The organism is Streptomyces celluloflavus, assembly GCA_000720995.1.
Lineage (GTDB): Bacteria > Actinomycetota > Actinomycetes > Streptomycetales > Streptomycetaceae > Streptomyces > Streptomyces celluloflavus.
On record JOEL01000061.1, the window covers coordinates 1 to 21,231 of the forward strand.

The 21,231-nt window shown below is 72.6% G+C and carries 13 protein-coding genes; 10 read left to right on the forward strand and 3 right to left on the reverse strand.

Features of this window, described 5'->3' with window-relative positions:
* Window positions 1-135: 135 nt before the first annotated feature.
* Window positions 136-675 carry a GNAT family N-acetyltransferase gene (locus tag IH09_RS32395; RefSeq protein ID WP_381528018.1) on the reverse strand — a complete coding sequence of 180 codons (540 nt, stop codon included), beginning with the start codon at window positions 673-675 and terminating at the stop codon, window positions 136-138.
* Between the two features lie 358 nt (window positions 676-1,033).
* On the opposite strand from IH09_RS32395, the gene IH09_RS32400 reads away from it, so the two are divergent.
* The 4 genes from IH09_RS32400 to IH09_RS32415 all read left to right on the forward strand — a co-directional run bounded on the left by IH09_RS32400 (window position 1,034) and on the right by IH09_RS32415 (window position 5,685).
* Window positions 1,034-3,586 carry a sensor histidine kinase gene (locus tag IH09_RS32400; RefSeq protein ID WP_052861123.1) on the forward strand — a complete coding sequence of 851 codons (2,553 nt, stop codon included), beginning with the start codon at window positions 1,034-1,036 and terminating at the stop codon, window positions 3,584-3,586.
* A gap of 79 nt (window positions 3,587-3,665) precedes the next feature.
* Window positions 3,666-4,349: a response regulator gene (locus tag IH09_RS32405; RefSeq protein ID WP_052861124.1), complete on the forward strand. Its 684-nt coding sequence runs from the start codon at window positions 3,666-3,668 to the stop codon at window positions 4,347-4,349.
* Window positions 4,350-4,446: 97 nt separating this feature from the next.
* Window positions 4,447-4,845 carry an OB-fold nucleic acid binding domain-containing protein gene (locus IH09_RS32410; RefSeq protein WP_094792086.1) on the forward strand — a complete coding sequence of 133 codons (399 nt, stop codon included), beginning with the start codon at window positions 4,447-4,449 and terminating at the stop codon, window positions 4,843-4,845.
* A gap of 3 nt (window positions 4,846-4,848) precedes the next feature.
* Window positions 4,849-5,685 (forward strand): DUF3159 domain-containing protein, encoded by an 837-nt coding sequence (locus IH09_RS32415; RefSeq protein WP_052861126.1) that lies wholly within the window; start codon window positions 4,849-4,851, stop codon window positions 5,683-5,685.
* A 122-nt stretch (window positions 5,686-5,807) separates the two neighbouring features.
* On the opposite strand, the gene IH09_RS32420 is transcribed toward IH09_RS32415, so the two are convergent.
* Together IH09_RS32420 and IH09_RS32425 are read right to left on the reverse strand one after the other, a co-directional pair.
* Window positions 5,808-6,485, reverse strand: coding sequence for a potassium channel family protein (locus IH09_RS32420; protein WP_052861127.1), 678 nt, complete (start codon window positions 6,483-6,485; stop codon window positions 5,808-5,810).
* Complete coding sequence (locus IH09_RS32425) at window positions 6,482-7,150, reverse strand: potassium channel family protein (protein ID WP_052861128.1); 669 nt, start codon at window positions 7,148-7,150, stop codon at window positions 6,482-6,484. The genes IH09_RS32420 and IH09_RS32425 overlap by 4 nt, the downstream gene beginning before the upstream one ends.
* Window positions 7,151-7,766: 616 nt before the next feature.
* On the opposite strand from IH09_RS32425, the gene IH09_RS32430 reads away from it, so the two are divergent.
* From IH09_RS32430 to IH09_RS32455, 6 genes are all read left to right on the forward strand, one after another.
* Complete coding sequence (locus IH09_RS32430; RefSeq protein ID WP_052861129.1) at window positions 7,767-8,888, forward strand: PucR family transcriptional regulator; 1,122 nt, start codon at window positions 7,767-7,769, stop codon at window positions 8,886-8,888.
* A gap of 204 nt (window positions 8,889-9,092) precedes the next feature.
* Window positions 9,093-9,686 carry a hypothetical protein gene (locus tag IH09_RS32435; protein WP_052861143.1) on the forward strand — a complete coding sequence of 198 codons (594 nt, stop codon included), beginning with the start codon at window positions 9,093-9,095 and terminating at the stop codon, window positions 9,684-9,686.
* Window positions 9,687-9,821: 135 nt separating this feature from the next.
* A complete protein-coding gene (locus IH09_RS32440; protein WP_052861130.1) occupies window positions 9,822-11,963 on the forward strand; it encodes a flotillin family protein in 2,142 nt (713 codons plus the stop codon).
* Between the two features lie 203 nt (window positions 11,964-12,166).
* Window positions 12,167-17,104 carry a DNA repair ATPase gene (locus IH09_RS32445; protein ID WP_110952733.1) on the forward strand — a complete coding sequence of 1,646 codons (4,938 nt, stop codon included), beginning with the start codon at window positions 12,167-12,169 and terminating at the stop codon, window positions 17,102-17,104.
* 116 nt (window positions 17,105-17,220) lie between these two features.
* Window positions 17,221-19,272: an APC family permease gene (locus IH09_RS32450; RefSeq protein ID WP_052861131.1), complete on the forward strand. Its 2,052-nt coding sequence runs from the start codon at window positions 17,221-17,223 to the stop codon at window positions 19,270-19,272.
* Window positions 19,273-19,402: 130 nt separating this feature from the next.
* Complete coding sequence (locus IH09_RS32455; RefSeq protein ID WP_052861132.1) at window positions 19,403-20,731, forward strand: class I SAM-dependent RNA methyltransferase; 1,329 nt, start codon at window positions 19,403-19,405, stop codon at window positions 20,729-20,731.
* The last annotated feature ends 500 nt before the right edge of the window (window positions 20,732-21,231 follow it).

A 21,231-nucleotide genomic window follows, 5' to 3' on the forward strand; every position in this document is an offset into this window, starting at 1 on the left:
ACGGCATACGAGATTCGCCTTAGTCTCGTGGGCTCGGAGATGTGTATAAGAGACAGCCCCTGAGCCGGGAGACAACCGCACCCGACGCCACGCAGCTACGGCGACCGCGTCACCAGAGGCCGTACCCAGTGCCCTCTACCAGAGATCCCCGTTGCGCCAGTCGCAGGTGAGGTCCGCGTCGAGGTCGAGGGGGGCGGTCGTCGGCAGGACGTAGAGGAAGCCGTCCTCGTCCGCGGTGCGGTGGACGCCTTCCGGGGTGAGTGCCCAGGAGTGGCCGCGCCACAGTTGCCAGCCGCGGGCCGCGTAGAAGGTCGCCGCCTCGTCGGCGGCGCCCAGCGCGCCGAGGTCGTACGCGTCGCGCACCACCCGCTCCAGGGCTTCCATCAGGGCCTGGCCGTGCCCCCGGCCGCGCCGGTCCGCGCGGACCCCCACGCCTTCCACGTAGCCGCAGCGCAGTGCCCGGCCGCCGTGCAGCAGCTGGCGCTGGACCACCGACGCGTGCCCGATGAGTTCACCGTCCTCGTGGATCAGTGCGTGCAGGCCGCCGAGGGCGTGCTCCCAGTCCTCCGCGGTCATGTCGTCGAAGACGTCGTACAGCAGGCTGCGGGCCGCGTTGCGCGTGGCGGTGTCCAGGTCGGCGGTGTGGGCGATGCGTACCTCGGTCATGCGGGGCATCCTCGCAGCCGGTATGTGCCGGGGCGACGGAATTTCGGAGTGCCGACGCCCGACCGCCACTACGGCCCCCCCTACCCGAACTCCACACGCCCCCTCCCCGGACTCCACACGCGCCCTCCCCAGTCCCACCCGTCGTCCACCCCCGGCGCCCGACCGCCACCCGCCCCCGCGGCCCGCTCCGCCCGCCGTGTTCGCCCCGTTCGTCCCCCGTTCCGCGGCCCTTACAGATCCCCGTATCAGAGTCGCGTAAAGACCGGGCTCGCAGCCGCCACCTGCGGCTTTTGTCCTGGTGTTCGGTCGGTAGGGTCGAAACAGGTTCAGCCCGGTGGGGGCGGCCTTCACGTAAGACAATGGGGCCATGGCACGCGGCAAGCTACGGATATATCTCGGCGCGGCACCGGGCGTCGGCAAGACGTACTCGATGCTGTCCGAGGCGCACCGCCGGGTGGAGCGGGGTACGGACGCCGTCGTGGCGTTCGTCGAGCACCACGGCAGGCCCCGTACCGAGGTCATGCTGCACGGGCTGGAGCAGATCCAGCGCCAGGAGCTGGAGTACCGCGGGACGGTGTTCACCGAGATGGACGTGGACGCGGTCCTGGCGCGCCGGCCCGCCGTGGCGCTGGTGGACGAGCTGGCGCACACCAACGTCCCCGGTTCGCGCAACGCCAAGCGATGGCAGGACATCGAGGAGCTGCTGGAAGCCGGGATCGATGTGATCTCGACGGTCAACATCCAGCATCTGGAATCGCTCGGGGATGTCGTCGAGTCGATAACGGGGGTCCGTCAGCGGGAGACCGTGCCCGACGAAATCGTCCGCCGCGCCGACCAGATCGAACTGGTCGACATGTCGCCACAGGCGATCCGCCGCCGGATGGCGCACGGCAACATCTACCAGCCCGACAAGGTGGACGCCGCCCTGTCCAACTACTTCCGGCCGGGCAACCTCACGGCCCTGCGCGAACTGGCGCTGCTGTGGGTGGCCGACCGCGTCGACGAGTACTTGCAGCAGTACCGCGCCGAGCACTCCATCCGCTCCACCTGGCAGGCCCGTGAGCGCATAGTCGTCGGCCTCACCGGCGGCCCGGAGGGACGTACGCTGATCCGCCGCGCCGCCCGGATGGCCGCCAAGGGGTCGGGCAGCGAGGTGCTCGCCGTCTACATAGCGCGCAGCGACGGGCTGACGTCCGCCTCGCCCAAGGAACTCGCCGTCCAGCGGACGCTGGTGGAAGACCTGGGCGGTACGTTCCACCACGTCATCGGCGACGACATCCCCAGTGCGCTGCTGGAGTTCGCGCGGGGGGTGAACGCCACCCAGATCGTGCTGGGCTCCAGCCGCCGCAAGGCATGGCAGTACATGTTCGGGCCAGGGGTGGGGGCGCTCGTCGCCCGCGAGTCCGGGCCGGACCTGGATGTGCACATCGTCACGCACGACGAGGTCGCGAAGGGCCGGGGGCTGCCGGTGGCGCGCGGTGCGCGGCTGGGCCGGGCCCGGATCATCGCCGGCTGGCTGGTCGGTGTCGTCGCGCCGGCCCTGTTGTCGCTGGGTCTCACCCGTCTCGCGCACGGTCCGGGCCTCGCCAATGACGTGCTGCTCTTCCTCTTCCTGACGGTGGCCGCGGCGCTGCTCGGCGGGCAGCTGCCGGCGCTGGCGTCGGCGGCCGTCGGCTCGCTGCTGCTCAACTTCTACTTCACGCCGCCCACCCACACCCTCACCGTCAACGACCCGCACAACCTCTTCGCCATAGTGATCTTCTTCTCGGTGGCGGTGTCGGTCGCCTCGGTGGTGGACCTCGCCGCGCGCCGTACCCATCAGGCCGCCAGGCTGCGCGCCGAGTCGGAGATCCTCTCGTTCCTCGCGGGCAGTGTGCTGCGCGGTGAGCAGACGCTGGACGCGCTGCTGGAACGGGTGCGGGAGACGTTCAAGATGGAGACGGTGGCGCTGCTGGAGCGGCGCAGCGACGTCGATCCGTGGACGTGCGCGGGCCGGGCGGGCGGCACGGAGCAGAGTGCGCCGGTGCGCCCCGAGGACGCGGATGTCGACATGCCGGTCGGTGACCACATGGCGCTGGCGCTGACCGGCCGGGTGCTGCCCGCGGAGGACCGGCGGGTGCTGGCCGCGTTCGCCGCCCAGGCCGCCGTCGTCCTGGACCGGCAGCGGCTGGTGGGCGAGGCGGAGCGGGCCCAGGAGCTGGCCGAGGGCAACCGGATCCGGACGGCGCTGCTGGCCGCGGTCAGTCACGACCTGCGCACGCCGCTCGCCAGTATCAAGGCGTCGGTGACGTCCCTGCGCTCCGATGACGTGGCCTGGTCCGAGGAGGACGAGGCGGAGCTGCTGGCCGGTATCGAGGCGGGTGCGGACCGGCTGGACCATCTGGTCGGCAATCTGCTGGACATGTCCCGGCTCCAGACCGGCACGGTCACCCCGCTGATTCGGGAGATCGACCTCGACGAGGTGGTGCCGATGGCGCTCGGCGGGGTGCCGGAGGGCAGCGTCACGCTCGACATCCCCGAGGAGCTGCCGATCGTCGCCGTCGATCCGGGGCTACTGGAGCGTTCGGTGGCCAATCTCGTCGAGAACGCGGTGAAGTACAGCCCCGACGGCGAGACGGTGCTGGTCGCCGCCAGTGCGCTCGGCGACCGGGTGGAGCTGCGGATCGCGGACCGCGGACCCGGCGTTCCGGACAGCGCCAAGGACCGGATTTTCGAGCCGTTCCAGCGCTATGGTGACGCCCCGCGCGGCGCCGGTGTGGGCCTCGGTCTGGCCGTGGCGCGGGGCTTCGCGGAGGCGATGGGCGGCACGCTCGCCGCCGAGGACACCCCCGGAGGGGGGATGACGATGGTGCTCACGCTCCGGGCCGCGGCCGGCCGGCCGCCGGCCAGACCCGATCTTCCGGCCCAGGCCACGACATGAGCCGGGCCATCCGGGCCACACCCACCGACCGTCCCGCGGGCCGTGCCCGGCGGGGACCGACACCACGAGGAGAACGCCAGTGAACCGGGTGCTTGTGGTCGATGACGAGCCGCAGATCGTCCGCGCACTCGTGATCAACCTGAAGGCGCGCAAGTACGAGGTGGACGCCGCTCCCGACGGGGCCACCGCCCTCAAGCTGGCCGCGGCCCGCCACCCCGACGTCATCGTCCTGGACCTGGGGCTGCCCGATATGGACGGCGTCGAGGTGATCAAGGGGCTGCGGGGCTGGACGCGGGTGCCGATCCTGGTGCTCTCCGCCCGGCAGACCTCCGACGAGAAGGTGGAGGCGCTGGATGCGGGCGCGGACGACTACGTCACCAAGCCGTTCGGGATGGACGAGCTGCTGGCCAGACTGCGGGCCGCGGTGCGAAGAGCCGAGCCGACCGGGCCGGCCGATGACGAGGTGATCGTGGAGACCGGCGGGTTCACCGTCGATCTCGCGGCGAAGAAGGTCAACCGCGAGGGCCGGGACATCCGGCTGACCCCGACCGAGTGGCATCTGCTGGAGGTCCTGGTCCGCAACGCGGGCCGGCTGGTCAGCCAGAAGCAGCTGCTCCAGGAGGTCTGGGGCCCGTCGTACGGCACGGAGACCAACTATCTGCGGGTCTACATGGCGCAGCTGCGCCGCAAGCTGGAGAGCGATCCCTCGCATCCGCGGCATTTCATCACGGAGCCGGGGATGGGGTACCGCTTCGAGCAGTGAGCCGCAGGGGGAGGCGGCCGGCCGGGGTGCCGCGGGCCGGATACGGGCGTGTGTGCGGGCCGTGATCGGGGACCGGCCGCACCGGTACGCTGGGTTTATGAGTGCTGGGATCCGATCCGAGAAGCCGGCCGGTCGTTTCCGCCGGATGCTCGACAGGCTGTCCTCCTCCGAGGAGGAGTTGCAGTCCGCAGAGCTGCGGCAGGACACGCAGGCGACGGGCTGCACCCGCATCTGCGACTGTGCCGACCGTCAGATAGTGAAGGTCACCGGCACCCTGCGGCATGTGACGCTGCGGCCGCGCGCCGGAGTGCCCGCGCTGGAGGCGGAGCTGTTCGACGGCTCCGCGGCTCTGGACGTGGTGTGGCTCGGCCGCCGCTCCATCGTCGGGATCGAGCCGGGCCGTAAGCTCATCGCCTCGGGCCGGGTCTCCATGAGCCACGGACGCCGGGTGCTCTTCAATCCGAAGTACGAACTGCGACCGCTCGGACAGGAGTAGCCGGTGCCGTCTTACGACCGACCGACCACCGACACCGCCCAGCAGACCGACACTTCCGCCGACCCCGCGCGCACCGGCGCGGGTGCGGGTAAGGACGCCGACGGCAGGGACGTCACCGAGGCGGCCTTGTTCGAGGCGTTCGGCGGCGTGCGCGGCATGGTGGAGACCGTGCTGCCCGGCCTGCTGTTCGTCACGATCTTCACAATCAACAAGGATCTGCACGTCTCGGCGATCGCCGCACTGGCCGTCTCGCTGGTGCTGGCGGCCGTCCGCCTGGTCCGCAAGGACACCGTCAAGCACGCCTTCGGCGGCGTCTTCGGGGTGGCCTTCGGCGTCGTCTTCGCGATGATGACCGGCAACGCCAAGGACTTCTATCTGCCGGGGATGATCTACACCCTCGGGCTGAGTGTCGCCTATATCGTCACGTCGTTGGCGGGGGTGCCGCTGATCGGCCTGATCCTGGGCCCGGTGTTCAAGGAGAACCTCTCCTGGCGCACCCGTAACCCGGGCCGGAAGAAGGCGTACACCAAGGCCAGCTGGGCCTGGGGGCTGATCCTGTTCGCCAAGTGCGCGATCCTCTTCCCGCTGTACTGGTGGGCCGACACCGCCCAGCTGGGCTGGGTGCTGATCGTGCTGAAGATCCCGCCGTTCCTGCTCGCCGTCTATCTCACCTGGGTCTTCCTGGCGAAGGCGCCGCCGCCGATCGATGTCTTCGCGGAGATGGAGGCGGCGGAGAAGGCGGCCGAGGAGCGTGCGGCCGGGGACGGTCCGGCGGCGGGCGCCGCGGCCGAGGCGGTCGCCGAGGGGTCGCCCTCGCCGGGGCCGCGCCACCGCCGCTGACGGCGCGGGGCGTACGTACCGGCGGGCGCCGCGCTCCGTACGCGTACGCCGCGCCCGCACCCCGTACACAGGAGGGCCCCGGGACCACATCGGTCCCGGGGCCCTCCGCCGTCCGCGGTGTCTCAGCCTGTGGTGTCCTCGCGGCGGACCGACAGCAGGTCCTCCAGCTGCTCCTCGCGGGACTGGGCCGCGACGAACAGCAGCTCGTCGCCGGCTTCCAGCGCGTCCTCCTTGTTGGGGGTGAGCACCCGCGTGCCGCGGATGATCGTCACCAGGGAGGTGTCCTCGGGCCAGGCGACGTCGCCGACCCGGGTGCCGGCCAGCGCGGCCTCCGGGGGCAGCGTCAGCTCGACGAGGTTGGCGTCGCCGTGGCTGAAGCGCAGCAGCCGGACGAGATCGCCGACGCTCACCGCCTCCTCGACCAGCGCCGACATCAGGCGCGGCGTGGAGACCGCGACATCGACGCCCCACGCCTCGTTGAAGAGCCACTCGTTCTTCGGGTTGTTGACCCGGGCGACGACCCGGGGCACGCCGTACTCGGTCTTGGCGAGCAGCGAGACGACGAGGTTGACCTTGTCGTCGCCGGTCGCCGCGATGACGACGTTGCAGCGCTGGAGCGCCGCCTCGTCCAGCGAGGTGATCTCGCAGGCGTCGGCCAGCAGCCACTCCGCGAGGGGCACCCGCTCGACCGAGATGGCGGTCGGTGCCTTGTCGATGAGCAGGATCTCGTGGCCGTTCTCCAGCAGCTCACCGGCGATGGAACGGCCCACCGCGCCCGCGCCCGCGATCGCGACCCTCATGCGTGCGCCTCCTCGGGACCTTCGGCGAATGCCGCTTCGACCTTCTCGACGTCATCGGCGCGCATCATCACATGCACCAGATCGCCTTCCTGGAGCACCGTCTGCGACGTCGGCAGCATCGCCTCGCCCAGCCGGGTGAGGAAGGCGACGCGGACGCCGGTCTCCTCCTGGAGCGTGCTGATCTTGTGGCCGACCCAAGACGCGGAGGTGTGCACCTCGGCGAGCTGGACGGCGCCGCTGGGATCCCGCCACAGCGGCTCGGCGCCCGAGGGCAGCAGCCGGCGCAGCATCTGGTCCGCCGTCCAGCGGACGGTGGCGACGGTGGGGATGCCCAGGCGCTGGTAGACCTCGGCGCGCCGGGGGTCGTAGATCCGGGCCGCGACGTTCTCGATGCCGAACATTTCGCGGGCCACCCGGGCGGCGATGATGTTGGAGTTGTCACCGCTGGAGACGGCGGCGAAGGCGCCCGCCTCCTCGATGCCGGCTTCGCGCAGCGTGTCCTGGTCGAAGCCGACGCCGGTCACCCGGCGGCCGCCGAAGGCGGAGCCCAGGCGGCGGAACGCGGTCGGGTCCTGATCGACCACCGCGATGGTGTGCCCCTGGCTCTCCAGGGTCTGCGCGAGCGCGGAGCCCACGCGCCCACACCCCATGATGACGATGTGCATGCTGATTACCCCGTGCTTCGGACTAGCGCGTTGACCTGCACAAACACCCTGCTCACTACTCTTTTCTCCAACTACCGGCAACACGGAGCTACGGCTCGCGACGGGGACCTGGCGCGTCGACGACGATGTCACGCGCACGGCGGTCCGGTACAACCGTAGCCGCATTGCCGCGTCCGGCAGGGGGCGCGGTCGGCCCCGCCGGATGCGGGCGGGCCCGGCGCCGTCGCGGCGGTGCGCCGGTGCGCGCCCGTGGGGCCCGCCGCGCGGTGTCTCCCACCGGCCCCGGGACGCGTACGGCGCCCCCCGCGTAACCGCATCACGCGTCCCGCATCGCCCATCCGGCCCCCCTTCCGCAGGTCTTCCACGGGGCCGCCCACCGGATCGCGCCGCGCCCATCTGCCGCCCGCCATCCGCCGGGGCCGGGCTATCCGGTGACCCGGTGTCGGCGCACTGCCGGGATCCGGCAAGATTGGGGCGGTCCCGATGTCCGGGACCTGGCAACCAAGGCGTGAGGAGTACGTGACGTGGTGGGTGTGCGTGGGGGAGGACGGCCGGTGCCGGACCGGTTGCGGCCCACCGGAGCGGGCGGCGCGGCGGCTGCGCGTGGCGGTGCCCGATGACCCGTGCCAGCACCTCCGCGGCCGCCATCTCCGCCGACTTCCTGGACGGCTACGCCACGCTCCTCAGCGAGGTCTCCGCGACCGGGCGGCTGCCCCGCCGCCCCGAACTGGACGCGATGCGCGACCTGGGGGAGCGGGCCGCCGAGGCCGGACACGGGCTGCGCGAACTCGTCGGCCTCTTCCTGGGGGAGACCCGCCGCGTCTGGGGCACCCTCCCCGGTGTGGCGCGGGCGGCCGGCGCCGCCGAACGCGTCAGGACCGGCGACGCGGTGCTGGGCGCCGTCGATGCGGCGATCGCCGCGCTCGGTGAAGGCCACGAGCGCGCCCAGCGGCTCTCGGTGCGCCAGGAGGAGGCCGCCCGCCGGGAGTTCGTCGACGATCTGCTGTACGGGCGCAGCGACCTGGGGCGGCTGGCCGAGCGCGCCGAGCGGTTCGGGCTGCGGCTGGCCCATGAGCACGCGGTCGCGGTCGCCGAGGGCGAGGAGCCCTTCGACGATGTGCATCCCCTCGCCCGGCGGGTGGAGCGCGAACTGGTCGGCCGCTTCGGCGACCGCGATGTGCTGATCACCACCAAGGAGGGCCGGCTGATCTGTGTCGGTGCCAGCAGTGAAGGCGCCGTCCTGGACGCCTTCGCGGCCTGCGCGCGCCGGCCGGACGCCGGCCGGCCGGCCGCCGGCCGGGTGGCCATCGGTCGGCCGCACTCCGGTGCGGGCGGTGTGGTGCGCTCCTACGAGGAGGCGCTGAGCGCCCTGGACCTGGCGCAGCAACTGGAGCTGGCCGAACCGGTGCTGCGCGCCGCGGAGCTGCTGGTCTTTCCGGTGCTGCTGCGCGACCGGGCGGCCATGGCCGATCTCGTCCGCACCGTGCTGGGGCCGCTGACGCAGGCCCGCGGCGGGGCCGGGCCGCTGCTGGAGACGCTCACGGCGTGTGCCGCGGCGGGCTATGTCAACGCCGAGGCCGCCCGCCGGCTCCAGGTGAGCGTGCGCACCCTGTCCTACCGGCTGGAGCGCATCAAGTTCCTGACGGGCTACGACCCGTCGGACGGTCTGCAGCGGTACTCGCTGGAGACCGCGGCGATGGGCGCCCGCCTGCTGGGGTGGCCCGACAAGCCCCTGTAGCCGGGGCGTGCGGCGGGCCGCGGCGGGGGAATACGGGGCTGTGCGGCGGCCCCGCGGTCCCCCGGCGCACGCCGTACGGCGATAGCAGGCCATCAAGAACACATAAAGATTGCCGGGTTCCGGCAATGTGTTCGAGACCCCCGTGGTGCGAGGATCCTGCCATCGACAGCAGCACGTCAGCGGCACCGCAACGGGGGCATGATCATGGGTGATTTTCTGCGCGCCGCGCTCACCTTCCCCGCGGCGCTGTTCAGCTTCGCGCTGCTGGTGATCGCCGGGTACTGGCTCCTGGTACTGATCGGCGGCGCCGGCGTGCACATCCTCGACGGGGGTGAGGGTGCGCACGGCGACACCGCCGAGACGGCCGGGCTGCCGGTGACGGTGACCCTTTCCCTGGGGATCCTCATCGCCTGGCTCGTCAGCCTGGCCGGCGCCGCGCTGACCGGCAGCACCCCGCTGCGCGCCGCCACACTGGCCGTGGCGCTGGCCGCCGCCTGGGCCGGCACCCGGCTCGCCGTCCGCCTGGCCCGGCGGATGCTGCCCCCTGAACGGGTCGCCTCCCGGGACGACTTCGTCGGCCGATTGTGCGTCATCCGCACCGGCCGGGTCGCCCACGACTTCGGCCAGGCCGAGGTGCGCGCCGAGGACGGCTCCACCGCGATCGTGCAGGTGCGCTGCGAGGAGACCGGACTGACCGCGGGCAGCAGCGCCCTCATCTTCGACTACGACGCCGACGGCGAGTTCTTCCGGGTCGCGCCCTACGACAGCGCGCTCGACCCGCACCGGTCCGCCGGCTGAGGAACCGCCCGGCGCCCGCCACCGCAGGCCCGCCGGCGGCACCGGACACCCGCTCCGCCGCCCCGCCCGCCGCGGCTTCGCCCTGCGCGCTCCGTACGCGCCGTCAACTTCCCGAACCGACACAGGGATTCACCGATGGATGCCATCACCGTAGGAATCGGCGTGACCGTCGCCGTCGTCGTACTCATCGTGCTGGTGGCGGTGTTCGCCGTCACCCGCCTCTACCGCAAGGTCAACCAGGGCCAGGCGCTGATCGTCTCCAAGTACCGCAAGGTCGATGTCACCTTCACCGGCGCCGTCGTGCTGCCCGTGCTGCACAAGGCCGAGGTGATGGACATCGCGGTGAAGACCATCGAGATCGGCCGCACCGGCCGCGAGGGCCTGATCTGCCAGGACAACATCCGCGCCGATATCCGCATCGCGTTCTTCGTCCGGGTCAACAAGACCAAGGAGGACGTGGTGAAGGTGGCCCAGGCGATCGGCACCGAGCGCGCCAGCCACGACAGCACCCTCCAGGAACTGTTCAACGCGAAGTTCTCCGAGGCGCTCAAGACCGTCGGCAAGCAGCTGGACTTCCAGGACCTCTACACGATGCGGGACGAGTTCCGGGACCGCATCATCGCCGTCATCGGCACCGATCTGAACGGCTACAGCCTCGAAGACGCGGCCATCGACTACCTGGAGCAGACCCCGCTCGCCCAGCTCGACAGCTCCAACATCCTCGACGCCCAGGGCATCCGCAAGATCACCGAGCTGACCGCGATCGAGCACGTCCGCACCAACGAGTACCAGCGCAACGAGGAGAAGGAGATCACCCGGCAGAACGTCGACGCCCGGGAGGCCGTCCTGGAGCTGGAGCGCCGGCAGGCCGACGCGGAGATCAAGCAGCAGCGCGAGATCGAGACCGTACGGGCCAGGGAAGAGGCCGAGACGGCGCGCGTCCAGGCCGAGGAGCGGCTGCGCTCGCACTCCGCGCACCTCAAGACCGAGGAATCGCTCGGCATCCAGAACGAGAACCGCGAGCGGGAGATCGCCGTGGCGGTCAAGAACCGCGAGCGGGTCATCGCCATCGAGAGCGAGCGCATCGAGAAGGACCGGCTGCTGGAGGTCATCGCCCGCGAGCGCGAGACGCAGCTGTCGCGGATCGCCGCCGACAAGGAGGTCGAGGCGGAGAAGCGGGAGATCGCCGATGTGATCCGGGAGCGGATCGCGGTCGAGAAGACCGTCGCCGCCCAGGAGGAGGAGATCAAGAAGCTGCGCACGGTCGAGGAGGCCGAGCGGGAGCGCCAGTCGCTGATCATCCGCGCCGAGGCGGAGGCCCAGCAGCGGCTGGTCAAGGACATCAAGGCGGCCGAGGCAGCCGAGCAGGCGGCCACCCACCGCGCCGCCGAGGAGATGACCCTCGCCGAGACCCGCCACAAGACCGCGGAGCTGGACGCCCAGGCCAAGATCCGGCTCGCCGAGGGCGTCCAGGCGGAGGCGGCCGCGGCCGGCCTGGCCGACGTCCGGGTCCGCGAGATGAACGCCCAGGCCATCGAGAAGTCCGGGCTCGCCGAGGCCGAGGCGGCCGGCGCGCTGCTCCGGGCCGAGGCCGAGGGCGCCCGCGCCAAGGCGCTGGCGGACGCCGAGGGCACCAAGGCCCAGGCGCTCGCGGACGCCGTCGCCATCGGCGAGAAGCTCAAGGCCGAGGCGGCCGGGCTCACCGAGAAGGCCGCGGCGATGGCCGCACTGGACGCGGCGAGCCGCGAGCACGAGGAGTACCGGCTGCGGCTGGCGGCCGAGAAGGAGATCCGGCTGGCGGACATCGACGTCCGGCGCCAGGTGGCCGAATCGCAGGCGACGGTGCTGGCCACCGGCCTGGAGAACGCCCGGATCGACATCGTCGGCGGCGAGAGCACCTTCTTCGACAAGCTGGTCGGTTCCATCGGCGCCGCCAAGGGTCTGGACGCGCTGGTCGACCGCTCCGAGACGGTGCGCACCGTCGCGGGCCCCTGGCTCGACAAGGAGCACTCCACCTTCACCAGGGACCTCGGCGCCATGGTCGGCGGTTTGGGGGCGGCCGGGCTGCGGGACCTGACCCTGGCCGGTGCGCTCGGCCGGCTGATCGCGGACGGCGGTCCGCAGGCCGGTCCGTTGCAGGGCCTGCTGGAGTCCGTACGGGCGAGCGGGCTGGCCGAGACCCGGCTCGCGGACCTGGCCGGCGCGCTGCCGGCGCAGGCGGGCGGCGCCGGGGTGAACGGGACCGCGGTGCCCGCCGCCGGGGCTCCCGGCAAGTAGGCCCGAGGGCGGGGGAGCGGCGGTCCGGGGGCACGGGGGAGACCGCCGCGGGGGAAACAGGGCGGGGGGCGGGGGAAACGGGGTGCGGCGGCCGGTCCGCCGCAGCGGGAGCGGGGCGCGGGGCAGGTGGTGCGTGGTGACCGGGGGGTTCCACGCACCACCGCCCCGCCCGCCGCACATCGGCAGGGAGCAGGAGCAGGGAGATGGGGAACGTGAACGCCGACAGCGCACCGCGCACGCCGGACGAGACCCCGGGCACGGCCACGCCCGGCGGCGGGCTGGAGGCCGGCACCTACGAGGTGCTGCGGGACCGGCTGGCCGCGGCCGCCGGGGAACTCACCGCCCGCGCCCAGGCGCTCAACGCCCGCCGCCTCCAGACCTTCGGCGGCACCGAACTGGCGCTGCTGGCCGCCGACCGGCTGCGCACCGGCGAGGCGTGCGTACCCCGCGATGTGGTGCAGGTCGGCGGACTGCTGCTGTTCGGCCACCACCCGCCCGCGACGGCGGGGGAGCCGACCGCCGTCGCCGACGTCTTCGCGCTCCACCGGCGCACCGGCGACCGCTTCGAGGCGGCCGGCCCCGACGCGCTGCCCGGCCTGCTCGACGACCCGCGCTTCGTCCGCGACTTCGACGAACTGCACCGCTACTACCGCCAGGCCCGGCTGCTCCAACTGCGCCGCACCGGCGCCCTGCTGCTCGCCGTCTTCCGCACCGGCGAACGGCTCACCGACATCCGGGTGCTGCGCTGGCAGCTCGCCGCCGACGGCACCCCCGGCTACCTCGACGCCAAGGGCGAACGGGACCACACCTTCCCGCCCGCGCACGACCTCACCTGGACCCCGGCCACCCGCGAGGACCACGTCCCCGGCCGCCATCCGCACATCGCCGTCCAGGGCGCCGTCTACGTCTCCACCTCCGGCGGGGTGCTCACCCTCAAGGCCGAGGACGACACCGGCACCGCCGACGGCATCCACACCGAACCCGTCGACGAGCCGTTGCAGTCGCTGGCCGACGCCGAGGTCGCGCACGCCCGGGTCGGGCCGCTGATCCTGCTGCGGATCCGCCCGTACAAGGAGAGCGCCCACCGCTACCTCGTCTTCAACACCCGCACCCGTCAGGCGTGCCGCCTCGACGGCATCGGGCAGGCGTGCCGGGCGCTCCCCGAGGACCAGGGCATCGTCTTCCCCGGCGGCTACTACCTCACCACCGGCACCACCAAGACCTTCGACACCGACACCACGGACCTCGAATTCGAGCGGGCGGTGTTCTCCCCGAACGGTGAGGACCTCCTCTACGTCTTCCACGCCCGTGCCGCGGGCCGCACTCTGCTGCTGCCCTACAACGTGATCCGCGAGGAGGCCGCCGCCCCGCTCACCGCCCACGGCTACGCCCTCTTCGACGACGGCACCATGGCCGTGCTGCGCGCCCAGGGCACCGATCCCGCCCGCGTCCACCCGGTCCAGGTCTGGCGCACCCCCTTCACCTCCGACGCGTACGCCGCGGCCCAGCCCGAGGGCGACGGGCCGCTGGCCAGGATCGGCAACGCCGAACTCGTCCGCGGGATCTCCGACGCGCTCGCGGTGGCCCGGATGGCCGCCGAGATGGCACCGGCCGGCGCCGTCTTCACGGCCATCGAGGCCGCCGCGACCCGCGCCGCCGACGGCCACCACTGGCTCGGCGAGGCCGAACTCGGCACACTGGCCGAGCCGTTGGAGGCGGTCCGGGCCACCGCCGCGCAGGTCATCGACGAGTTCGAGCGGGTCACCGAACTCCGCGCGCGGGCCGCCCAGCAGCTCGCGGAGGCCGACACCCGCACCACCGCCCTGGTCCGCAGGGTCCGCGGCGACCAGCCCGGCACCGCCGACGCCTGGGTCCGCAACCTCGCCGAACTCCGGCACGCCCAGGGCCACTTGGCGACCCTGCGGGAGATCCGCCATATCGACCTGGACCGGATCGACGCGCTGTCCGCGGCGCTCACCGACGACCTGGCCGCCACCGGCCGCCGCGCCGTCGCCTTCTTCAGCGGCGACGACGCCTTCACCGCCACCCACCGCACGGTCGCCGAACTCACCGCCGAGGCCGCGGCCGTGCCCACCGTGGCCGAGGCCGCGCCCCTGGCGGAGCGGATCGACGCCCAGGCCGACGGACTGCGCATCGTCACCGAGGTCGTCGGCACCCTCGACCTGGCCGACACGACCGTACGGACCTCCATCCTGGCCCGCATCGGGGACGTACTGGGCGCCGTCAACCGGGCCCGCGCCACCCTCGACGCCCGCCGCCGCACGCTCGCCGAGGCCGAGGGCCAGGAGGAGTTCGCCGCCCAGTTCGCGCTGCTCGGGCAGGCGGTGGCGGGCGGCCTGGCCGCCGCGGCCACCCCCGAGGAGTGCGACGAACAGCTCGGCCGGCTGCTCCTCCAGGTCGAGAACCTCGAAGCGCGCTTCGGCGGCCTGGAGAGCTCCGGCGCCCCGGAGCACGGCGGCGCCCCGCCCGCCCAGGACGACCGGCTGGAGCGCATCGCCGCCCAGCGCGAGGAGATCTACGAGGCGTTCGCCGCCCGCAAGCAGGCCCAGCTCGACGCCCGCGCCCGGCACACCGACCGGCTCGTCGAGTCCGCCCGGCGCGTCCTGGCCACCGTCACCCGGCGCGCCCGCGCGCTCGGCACCCTCGACGAGGTCAACGCCTACTTCGCCGCCGATCCGCTGGTCGCCAAGGTCCAGGCCACCGCCGGTGAACTGCGCACACTCGCCGACCCGGTGCGCGCCGACGAGCTGGCCGGCCGCCTGACGGCCGCCCGCCAGGAAGCCGCCCGCGCGCTCCGCGACCGCGCCGACCTCTACGACGAGACCGGCACCATCCGCCTGGGCCGGCACCGCTTCGCCGTCAACACCCAGCCCGTCGACCTCACCCTCGTCCCGTACGAGGGGCAGCTCGCCTTCGCCGTCACCGGCACCGACTACCGCGCCGCGGCCCGCGACGAGCGGCTCACCGCCGACCGCGCGTTCTGGGACCAGCCGCTGGTCTCCGAATCGCCCGCCGTCTACCGGGCCGAGCACCTCGCCGCCCTCCTCCTGGCGCGCGCCGAGGCCGGCGAGGACGCGCTCACCGTGGCCGCGCTGCACACCGCGGCCGCCGACGGCACCCTGCACACCCTCGTCCGGCAGGCCGCCGAGGCCCGCTACGACGAGGGCTACGACCGCGGTGTCCACGACCACGACGCCACCGCCGTGCTCACCGCGCTGCTGCGGCTGCGCGCGGCGGCCGGACTGCTGCGCTTCACCCCGAGCACCCGCGCCGCCGCCCAGCTCTTCTGGCACCACGGCACCGACCCCCACGCCCGCACCCGGTGGACCACCCGCGCGCACTCCCTGGCCCGCGCCCGCGCCCACTTCGGCCGCACCGCCGCGGCCGGCGACCTCGCCGCCGAGCTGTCCGACGCGGCGGCCGGTTTCCTGGCGGCCGCCGGACTGCTCCCGGACGGCGCCGGGACCGCGACTGCCGGACTGCCGGCCGTCGGCAGCTACCTCTTCGAGGAACTGGCCACCGGCAGCCCCCGCTTCGCCACCGGCTCCGCCGCCCGCGCCCTGCTCGCCGGCTTCCACCGCGCCCTGGGCGGCCCCGAGGCGCCCGCGGTCAAGGAGTTCGCCGAGGACCTGCGGGCGCTCGGCGCCGACGGGCTCCCCGGCGCCGAGCACCTCGCCGCCCGCCACCAGCTGGTCACCGGCTGGCTCGGCGCGTACGCCGACGCCCGCGACGCCCCGCGCGAGGACCTCGCCGAGGCCGTCGCGATCGAGGTGTGCGGCCCCGCACTCGCCCGGCGCGAGATCGACGACCCGGTCGGCTGCGCCGTCGAAGGACTGCTCGGCAGCCATCCGCGGATCGCGGCCGACGGGACACTGCCGGTCCGCATCGACGAGCTGCTCGCCCGGACCGACGACTTCCGCACCACCCGCGTCCCCGCCCACCGCGCCTACACCCGCCGGCGCACCGAACTGCTGGACGCCGAGCGCCGCCGCCTCCAGCTGGCGCGCTACCGCCCCGAGGTCATGCCGGCCTTCGTCCGCAACCGCCTGATCGACGAGGTCTACCTGCCCCTCATCGGCGACAACCTCGCCAAGCAGCTGGGCGCCGCGGGGGAGGCGCGGCGCACCGACAGCCAGGGACTGCTGCTGCTCCTGTCCCCGCCCGGCTACGGCAAGACGACGCTGATGGAGTACGTCGCGGCCCGGCTCGGCCTGGTCCTGGTCAAGGTCGACGGCCCGGCGCTCGGCCACGGCACCACCTCCCTCGACCCGGCCGCGGCCCCCGACGCCGCCGCCCGCCGCGAGGTGGCGAAGATCTCCTTCGCCCTGGAGATGGGCAGCAACGTGCTGCTCTACCTGGACGACATCCAGCACACCTCGCCCGAGCTGCTCCAGAAATTCATCCCGCTCTGCGACGCGCAGCGGCGGATGGAGGGCGTGTGGGACGGCGAAGCCCGCAGCTACGACCTGCGCGGCAAGCGGTTCGCGGTCTGCATGGCGGGCAACCCGTACACCGAGTCCGGGGGGCGCTTCCGGCTGCCGGACATGCTCGCCAACCGGGCCGACGTCTGGAACCTCGGCGATGTCCTCGCCGGCAAGGAGGCGCTCTTCGCGCTCTCGCACATCGAGAACGCGCTGACCGCCAACCCGGTCCTGGCCCCGCTCGCCGCCCGCGACCGCGCCGACACCGACCTGCTGGTACGGCTCGCCCGCGGCGACGCGACGGCCCGCGCCGACCGGCTCGCCCACCCCTACACCCCGGCCGAGCTCGACCAGATCCTGGCCGTGCTGGCCAAGCTGCTGCACGTCCAGGAGACCGTGCTGGCCGTCAACCGCGCCTATATCGACTCCGCCGCGCAGGCCGACGCCACCCGCACCGAGCCGCCGTTCCTCCTCCAGGGCTCGTACCGCAACACCAACAAGCTCGCCGCCCGCATCGTCCCCGTGATGAACGCCACGGAAGTCGAGGCGCTGATCGACGACCACTACCGCGGCGAGGCCCAGACCCTGACGAGCGGCGCCGAGGCCAACCTCCTCAAGCTCGCGGAGCTGCGCGGCCGCCTCACCGAGGAACAGGCCCGCCGCTGGCACCAGGTGAAGGCGGGGTGGCGGGAGCACTGAGCCCCGGCGGGGTGGGCCCCGCCATCCGGCGGGGTGTGCGGCAGCCCACACCCCGCCGGCATTCCGGCCGGGTGGCGGGTGGGCGAGGGCCTTGACGAAGGCTTAGCATCCTCTCCGTGTCCAAACTGACCGACGTGCCCAAACGGATCCTGATCGGGCGCGCGCTGCGCAGCGACAAGCTGGGGGAAACGCTTCTCCCCAAGCGCATCGCACTCCCCGTCTTCGCCTCCGACCCGCTCTCCTCCGTGGCCTACGCGCCCGGCGAGGTGCTGCTCGTCCTGTCCGTCGCGGGTGTGTCGGCCTACCACTTCAGCCCCTGGATCGCCCTCGCGGTCGTGGTGCTGATGTTCACCGTCGTGGCGTCGTACCGGCAGAACGTGCACGCCTACCCGAGCGGCGGCGGCGACTACGAGGTCGCCACCACCAACCTCGGGCCCAAGGCCGGTCTGACCGTCGCCAGCGCCCTGCTGGTCGACTACGTGCTGACCGTCGCGGTCTCCATCGCCTCCGGAGTGGAGAACCTGGGCTCCGCGATCCCCTTCGTCGTCGAGCACAAGACGCTCTGCGCCATCGGGATCATCGTGCTGCTGACGCTGATGAACCTGCGCGGCGTCAAGGAATCGGGCAAGCTCTTCGCGATCCCGACGTACATCTTCGTGGCCGGCGTCTTCATCATGATCGCCTGGGGCGCGTTCCGCGGCCTGGTGCTCGGCGACACCATGAAGGCCCCCACCGCAGACTTCACCATCCACGCCGAACAGGGCGGACTGGCCGGCTTCGCGCTGGTCTTCCTGCTGCTGCGCGCGTTCTCCTCCGGCTGTGCCGCGCTCACCGGCGTCGAGGCGATCAGCAACGGCGTCCCCGCCTTCCGCAAGCCGAAGTCGAAGAACGCCGCGAGCACCCTCGCGCTCATGGGCGGCCTGGCCGTCACCATGTTCTGCGGCATCATCGCGCTGGCCATGGCCACCAACGTCAAGATGGCGGAGTCCCCGGCCAAGGACCTGCTGCACAACGGCACCCCGGTCGGCGCGGGCTACACCCAGAACCCGGTCATCTCGCAGGTCGCGGAGGCGGTCTTCGGCAACGGCTCGTTCCTGTTCGTGGTGCTCGCCGCCGCCACCGCGCTGGTCCTCTTCCTCGCCGCCAACACCGCCTACAACGGCTTCCCGCTGCTCGGCTCGATCCTCGCCCAGGACCGCTACCTGCCCCGCCAGCTGCACACCCGCGGCGACCGGCTGGCCTTCTCCAACGGCATCGTGCTGCTGGCCGGCGCCGCCGCCGTCCTGGTCTACGTCTACGGTGCGGACTCCACCCGGCTGATCCAGCTCTACATCGTGGGCGTCTTCGTCTCCTTCACGCTCAGCCAGATCGGCATGGTCCGGCACTGGAACCGCCACCTGCTGACCGAGAAGGACGCCGCCAAGCGCCGCCGCATGCACCGCTCGCGGGCCATCAACGCCTTCGGCGCCACCCTCACCGGCCTGGTCCTCGTCGTCGTCCTGCTGACGAAGTTCACCCACGGCGCCTGGGTGGCGCTGCTGGGCATGGTCATCTTCTTCGTCACGATGTCCGCGATCCGCCGCCACTACGACCGGGTCGCCGACGAGATCGCCGCCGAGGACACCCCCGACGACGACGTCGTCCGGCCCTCCCGGGTGCACTCCCTCGTCCTGGTCTCCAAGGTTCACAAGCCCACCCTGCGCGCCCTGAACTACGCCAAGCTGATGCGCTCGGACACCCTCGAAGCGGTCAGCGTGGACGTGGACCCCGCCGAGACCAAGGCCCTGCGGGCGGAGTGGGAACGCCGCGGCATCGAGGTCCCCCTCAAGGTCCTCGCCTCCCCGTACCGCGAGATCACCCGGCCGATCATCGACCACGTCAAGTCGCTGCGCCGGGAGAGCCCCCGCGACGCGGTCTCCGTCTACATCCCCGAGTACGTCGTCGGCCACTGGTACGAGCACCTGCTGCACAACCAGAGCGCGCTGCGCCTCAAGGGCCGGCTGCTGTTCACCCCCGGCGTCATGGTCACCTCCGTGCCCTGGCAGCTGGACTCCTCCGAGGCCGCCAAGAAGCGCGCCCGCAAACGCGCGGAGTGGAACGCTCCGGGCGCGGTCCGCCGCGGACCGGTCACCCCGCCCAAGAAGGAGAAGTCCGCCACGAAGAAGTAGCGGCCACGGCCCGCGCCGCCCCCGCCCGGCACCGGGCACCGCACCCCGCCGCGTAGACTCGAAGGCTGTTGTCCGGCCGTACCCCGGCCGCGGCCCCGCCGTACCACCCCACCCCAGGAGCCCCGCCGCCATGCAGACAGAACCGAAGAAGTCGCTGGTCGGCGAGGAGTACGAGGTCGAGGTCGGCCCCGTCGCACACGGCGGCCACTGCATCGCCCGCACGGACGAGGGCCAGGTCCTCTTCGTCCGGCACGCCCTGCCCGGCGAGCGGATCACCGCCCGCGTCACCGACGGCGAGGAGGGCGCCCGCTTCCTGCGGGCCGACGCCGTCGAGATCCACACCCCCGCCAAGGACCGGGTCCCGGCGCCCTGCCCGTTCTCCGGCCCCGGCAAATGCGGCGGCTGCGACTGGCAGCACGCCGCGCCCGGCGCCCAGCGCCGCTTCAAGGGCTCCGTCATCGCCGAGCAGCTGGCACGGCTGGCCGGCCTCTCGCCGGAGGAGGCCCGCTGGGACGGCACCGTCGAACCCGCGCCGGGCGACAAGGTCGCCAAGGGCGAGGTCCCGGCCTGGCGCACCCGCGTCCAGTACGCCATCGACGACCAGGGCCGCGCCGGGCTGCGCAAGCACCGCTCGCACGACGTCGAGCCCGTCGACCACTGCATGATCGCCGCCCCCGGCGTCTCCGAGCTGGGCATCGAGCGCCGCGAGTGGCCGCAGATCGCCACCGTCGAAGCCATCGCCGCCACCGGCTCCCACGACCGCCAGGTCATCCTCACCCCCAAGCCCGGCGGCCGGCTCCCGATCGTCGAACTCGACCGGCCCGTCTCGGTGCTGCGCATCGGCGAGAAGGACGGCGCGGTGCACCGCGTGCACGGCCGCCCCTTCGTCCGCGAACGCGCCGCCGGCCGCACCTGGCGGGTCGGCGACGGCGGCTTCTGGCAGATCCACCCGAAGGCCGCCGACCTCCTCGTCGAGGCCGTCATGCAGGGCCTGATGCCCAAGAAGGGCGATATGGCCCTGGACCTCTACTGCGGCGTCGGCCTCTTCGCCGGCGCACTCGCCGAACGCGTCGGCGACAAGGGCGCGGTCCTCGGCATCGAATCCGGCAAGCGCGCCGTCGAGGACGCCCGCCACAACCTCCAGGACCTCGACCGCGTCCGCATCGAACACGGCAAGGTCGAGCAGGTCCTGCCCCGCACCGGCATCACCGACGTCGACCTCGTCGTCCTCGACCCCCCACGCGCCGGCGCCGGCAAGAAGACCGTCGACCGGATCGCCGCCCTCACCCCCCGCCGCATCGCCTACGTAGCCTGCGACCCGGCCGCCCTCGCCCGCGACCTCAAGTACTTCCGCGAGGCGGGATACGGCCCGCGCCGGCTGCGGGCGTTCGATCTCTTTCCCATGACGCATCATGTGGAGTGTGTGGCGATCTTGGACCGGGTGACGAAGGACGCCTGAGCTGCGGGTTTGGGTGTTGTGTGTGATGTGAGGTGTGGGCGTTGCGGGTGAGATCCTGACGTTGGGATGACGCTCGGAGAGGCATCTTGACGCTCGATCGACGCTCGTTCTGATGGGGCGTCAGCAGTGTTGCTTCGCTGGTCAGTCGATCCGGTGACTGACCGGCCGAGGCCGGATCGCCGAGAATTCTGTGGTGCCAAGTGGTCATGCTCAACCACATGCGCGGAGCATCCAACAGGCTGCTGGCCTGCTGGTGGTACGAGCCTCTCCGCTGACTCGGAGGCGCAACAGCTCGCCTTTTTCTCCGTTGGCTCTCCTCCTGGTGCGAGCGGGGCCGGATCAGGACGATGTCGTCTCCGTCCCGGGGGCAGGCGTGCCCGGCGCGCATCGCCTCGGGCACTCGCACCGCGAGTTCGCCACCGCCGGGGCACTGGCCGATGACACCGAACTCCCGGAGCCTGTAGCCCGCAGGCGCTGTCAGCAAACCCTGTCATCAGCCG

Coding starts and splice junctions, on each gene's coding strand:
- IH09_RS32435 (WP_052861143.1), top strand. CDS start 9,093: ATGGGTGATTTTCTGCGCGCCGCGCTCACCTTCCCCGCGGCGCTGTTC.
- IH09_RS32445 (WP_110952733.1), top strand. CDS start 12,167: ATGGGGAACGTGAACGCCGACAGCGCACCGCGCACGCCGGACGAGACC.
- IH09_RS32395 (WP_381528018.1), bottom strand. CDS start 675: ATGCCCCGCATGACCGAGGTACGCATCGCCCACACCGCCGACCTGGAC.
- IH09_RS32455 (WP_052861132.1), top strand. CDS start 19,403: ATGCAGACAGAACCGAAGAAGTCGCTGGTCGGCGAGGAGTACGAGGTC.
- IH09_RS32410 (WP_094792086.1), top strand. CDS start 4,447: ATGAGTGCTGGGATCCGATCCGAGAAGCCGGCCGGTCGTTTCCGCCGG.
- IH09_RS32425 (WP_052861128.1), bottom strand. CDS start 7,150: ATGCACATCGTCATCATGGGGTGTGGGCGCGTGGGCTCCGCGCTCGCG.
- IH09_RS32430 (WP_052861129.1), top strand. CDS start 7,767: ATGACCCGTGCCAGCACCTCCGCGGCCGCCATCTCCGCCGACTTCCTG.
- IH09_RS32420 (WP_052861127.1), bottom strand. CDS start 6,485: ATGAGGGTCGCGATCGCGGGCGCGGGCGCGGTGGGCCGTTCCATCGCC.
- IH09_RS32440 (WP_052861130.1), top strand. CDS start 9,822: ATGGATGCCATCACCGTAGGAATCGGCGTGACCGTCGCCGTCGTCGTA.
- IH09_RS32400 (WP_052861123.1), top strand. CDS start 1,034: ATGGCACGCGGCAAGCTACGGATATATCTCGGCGCGGCACCGGGCGTC.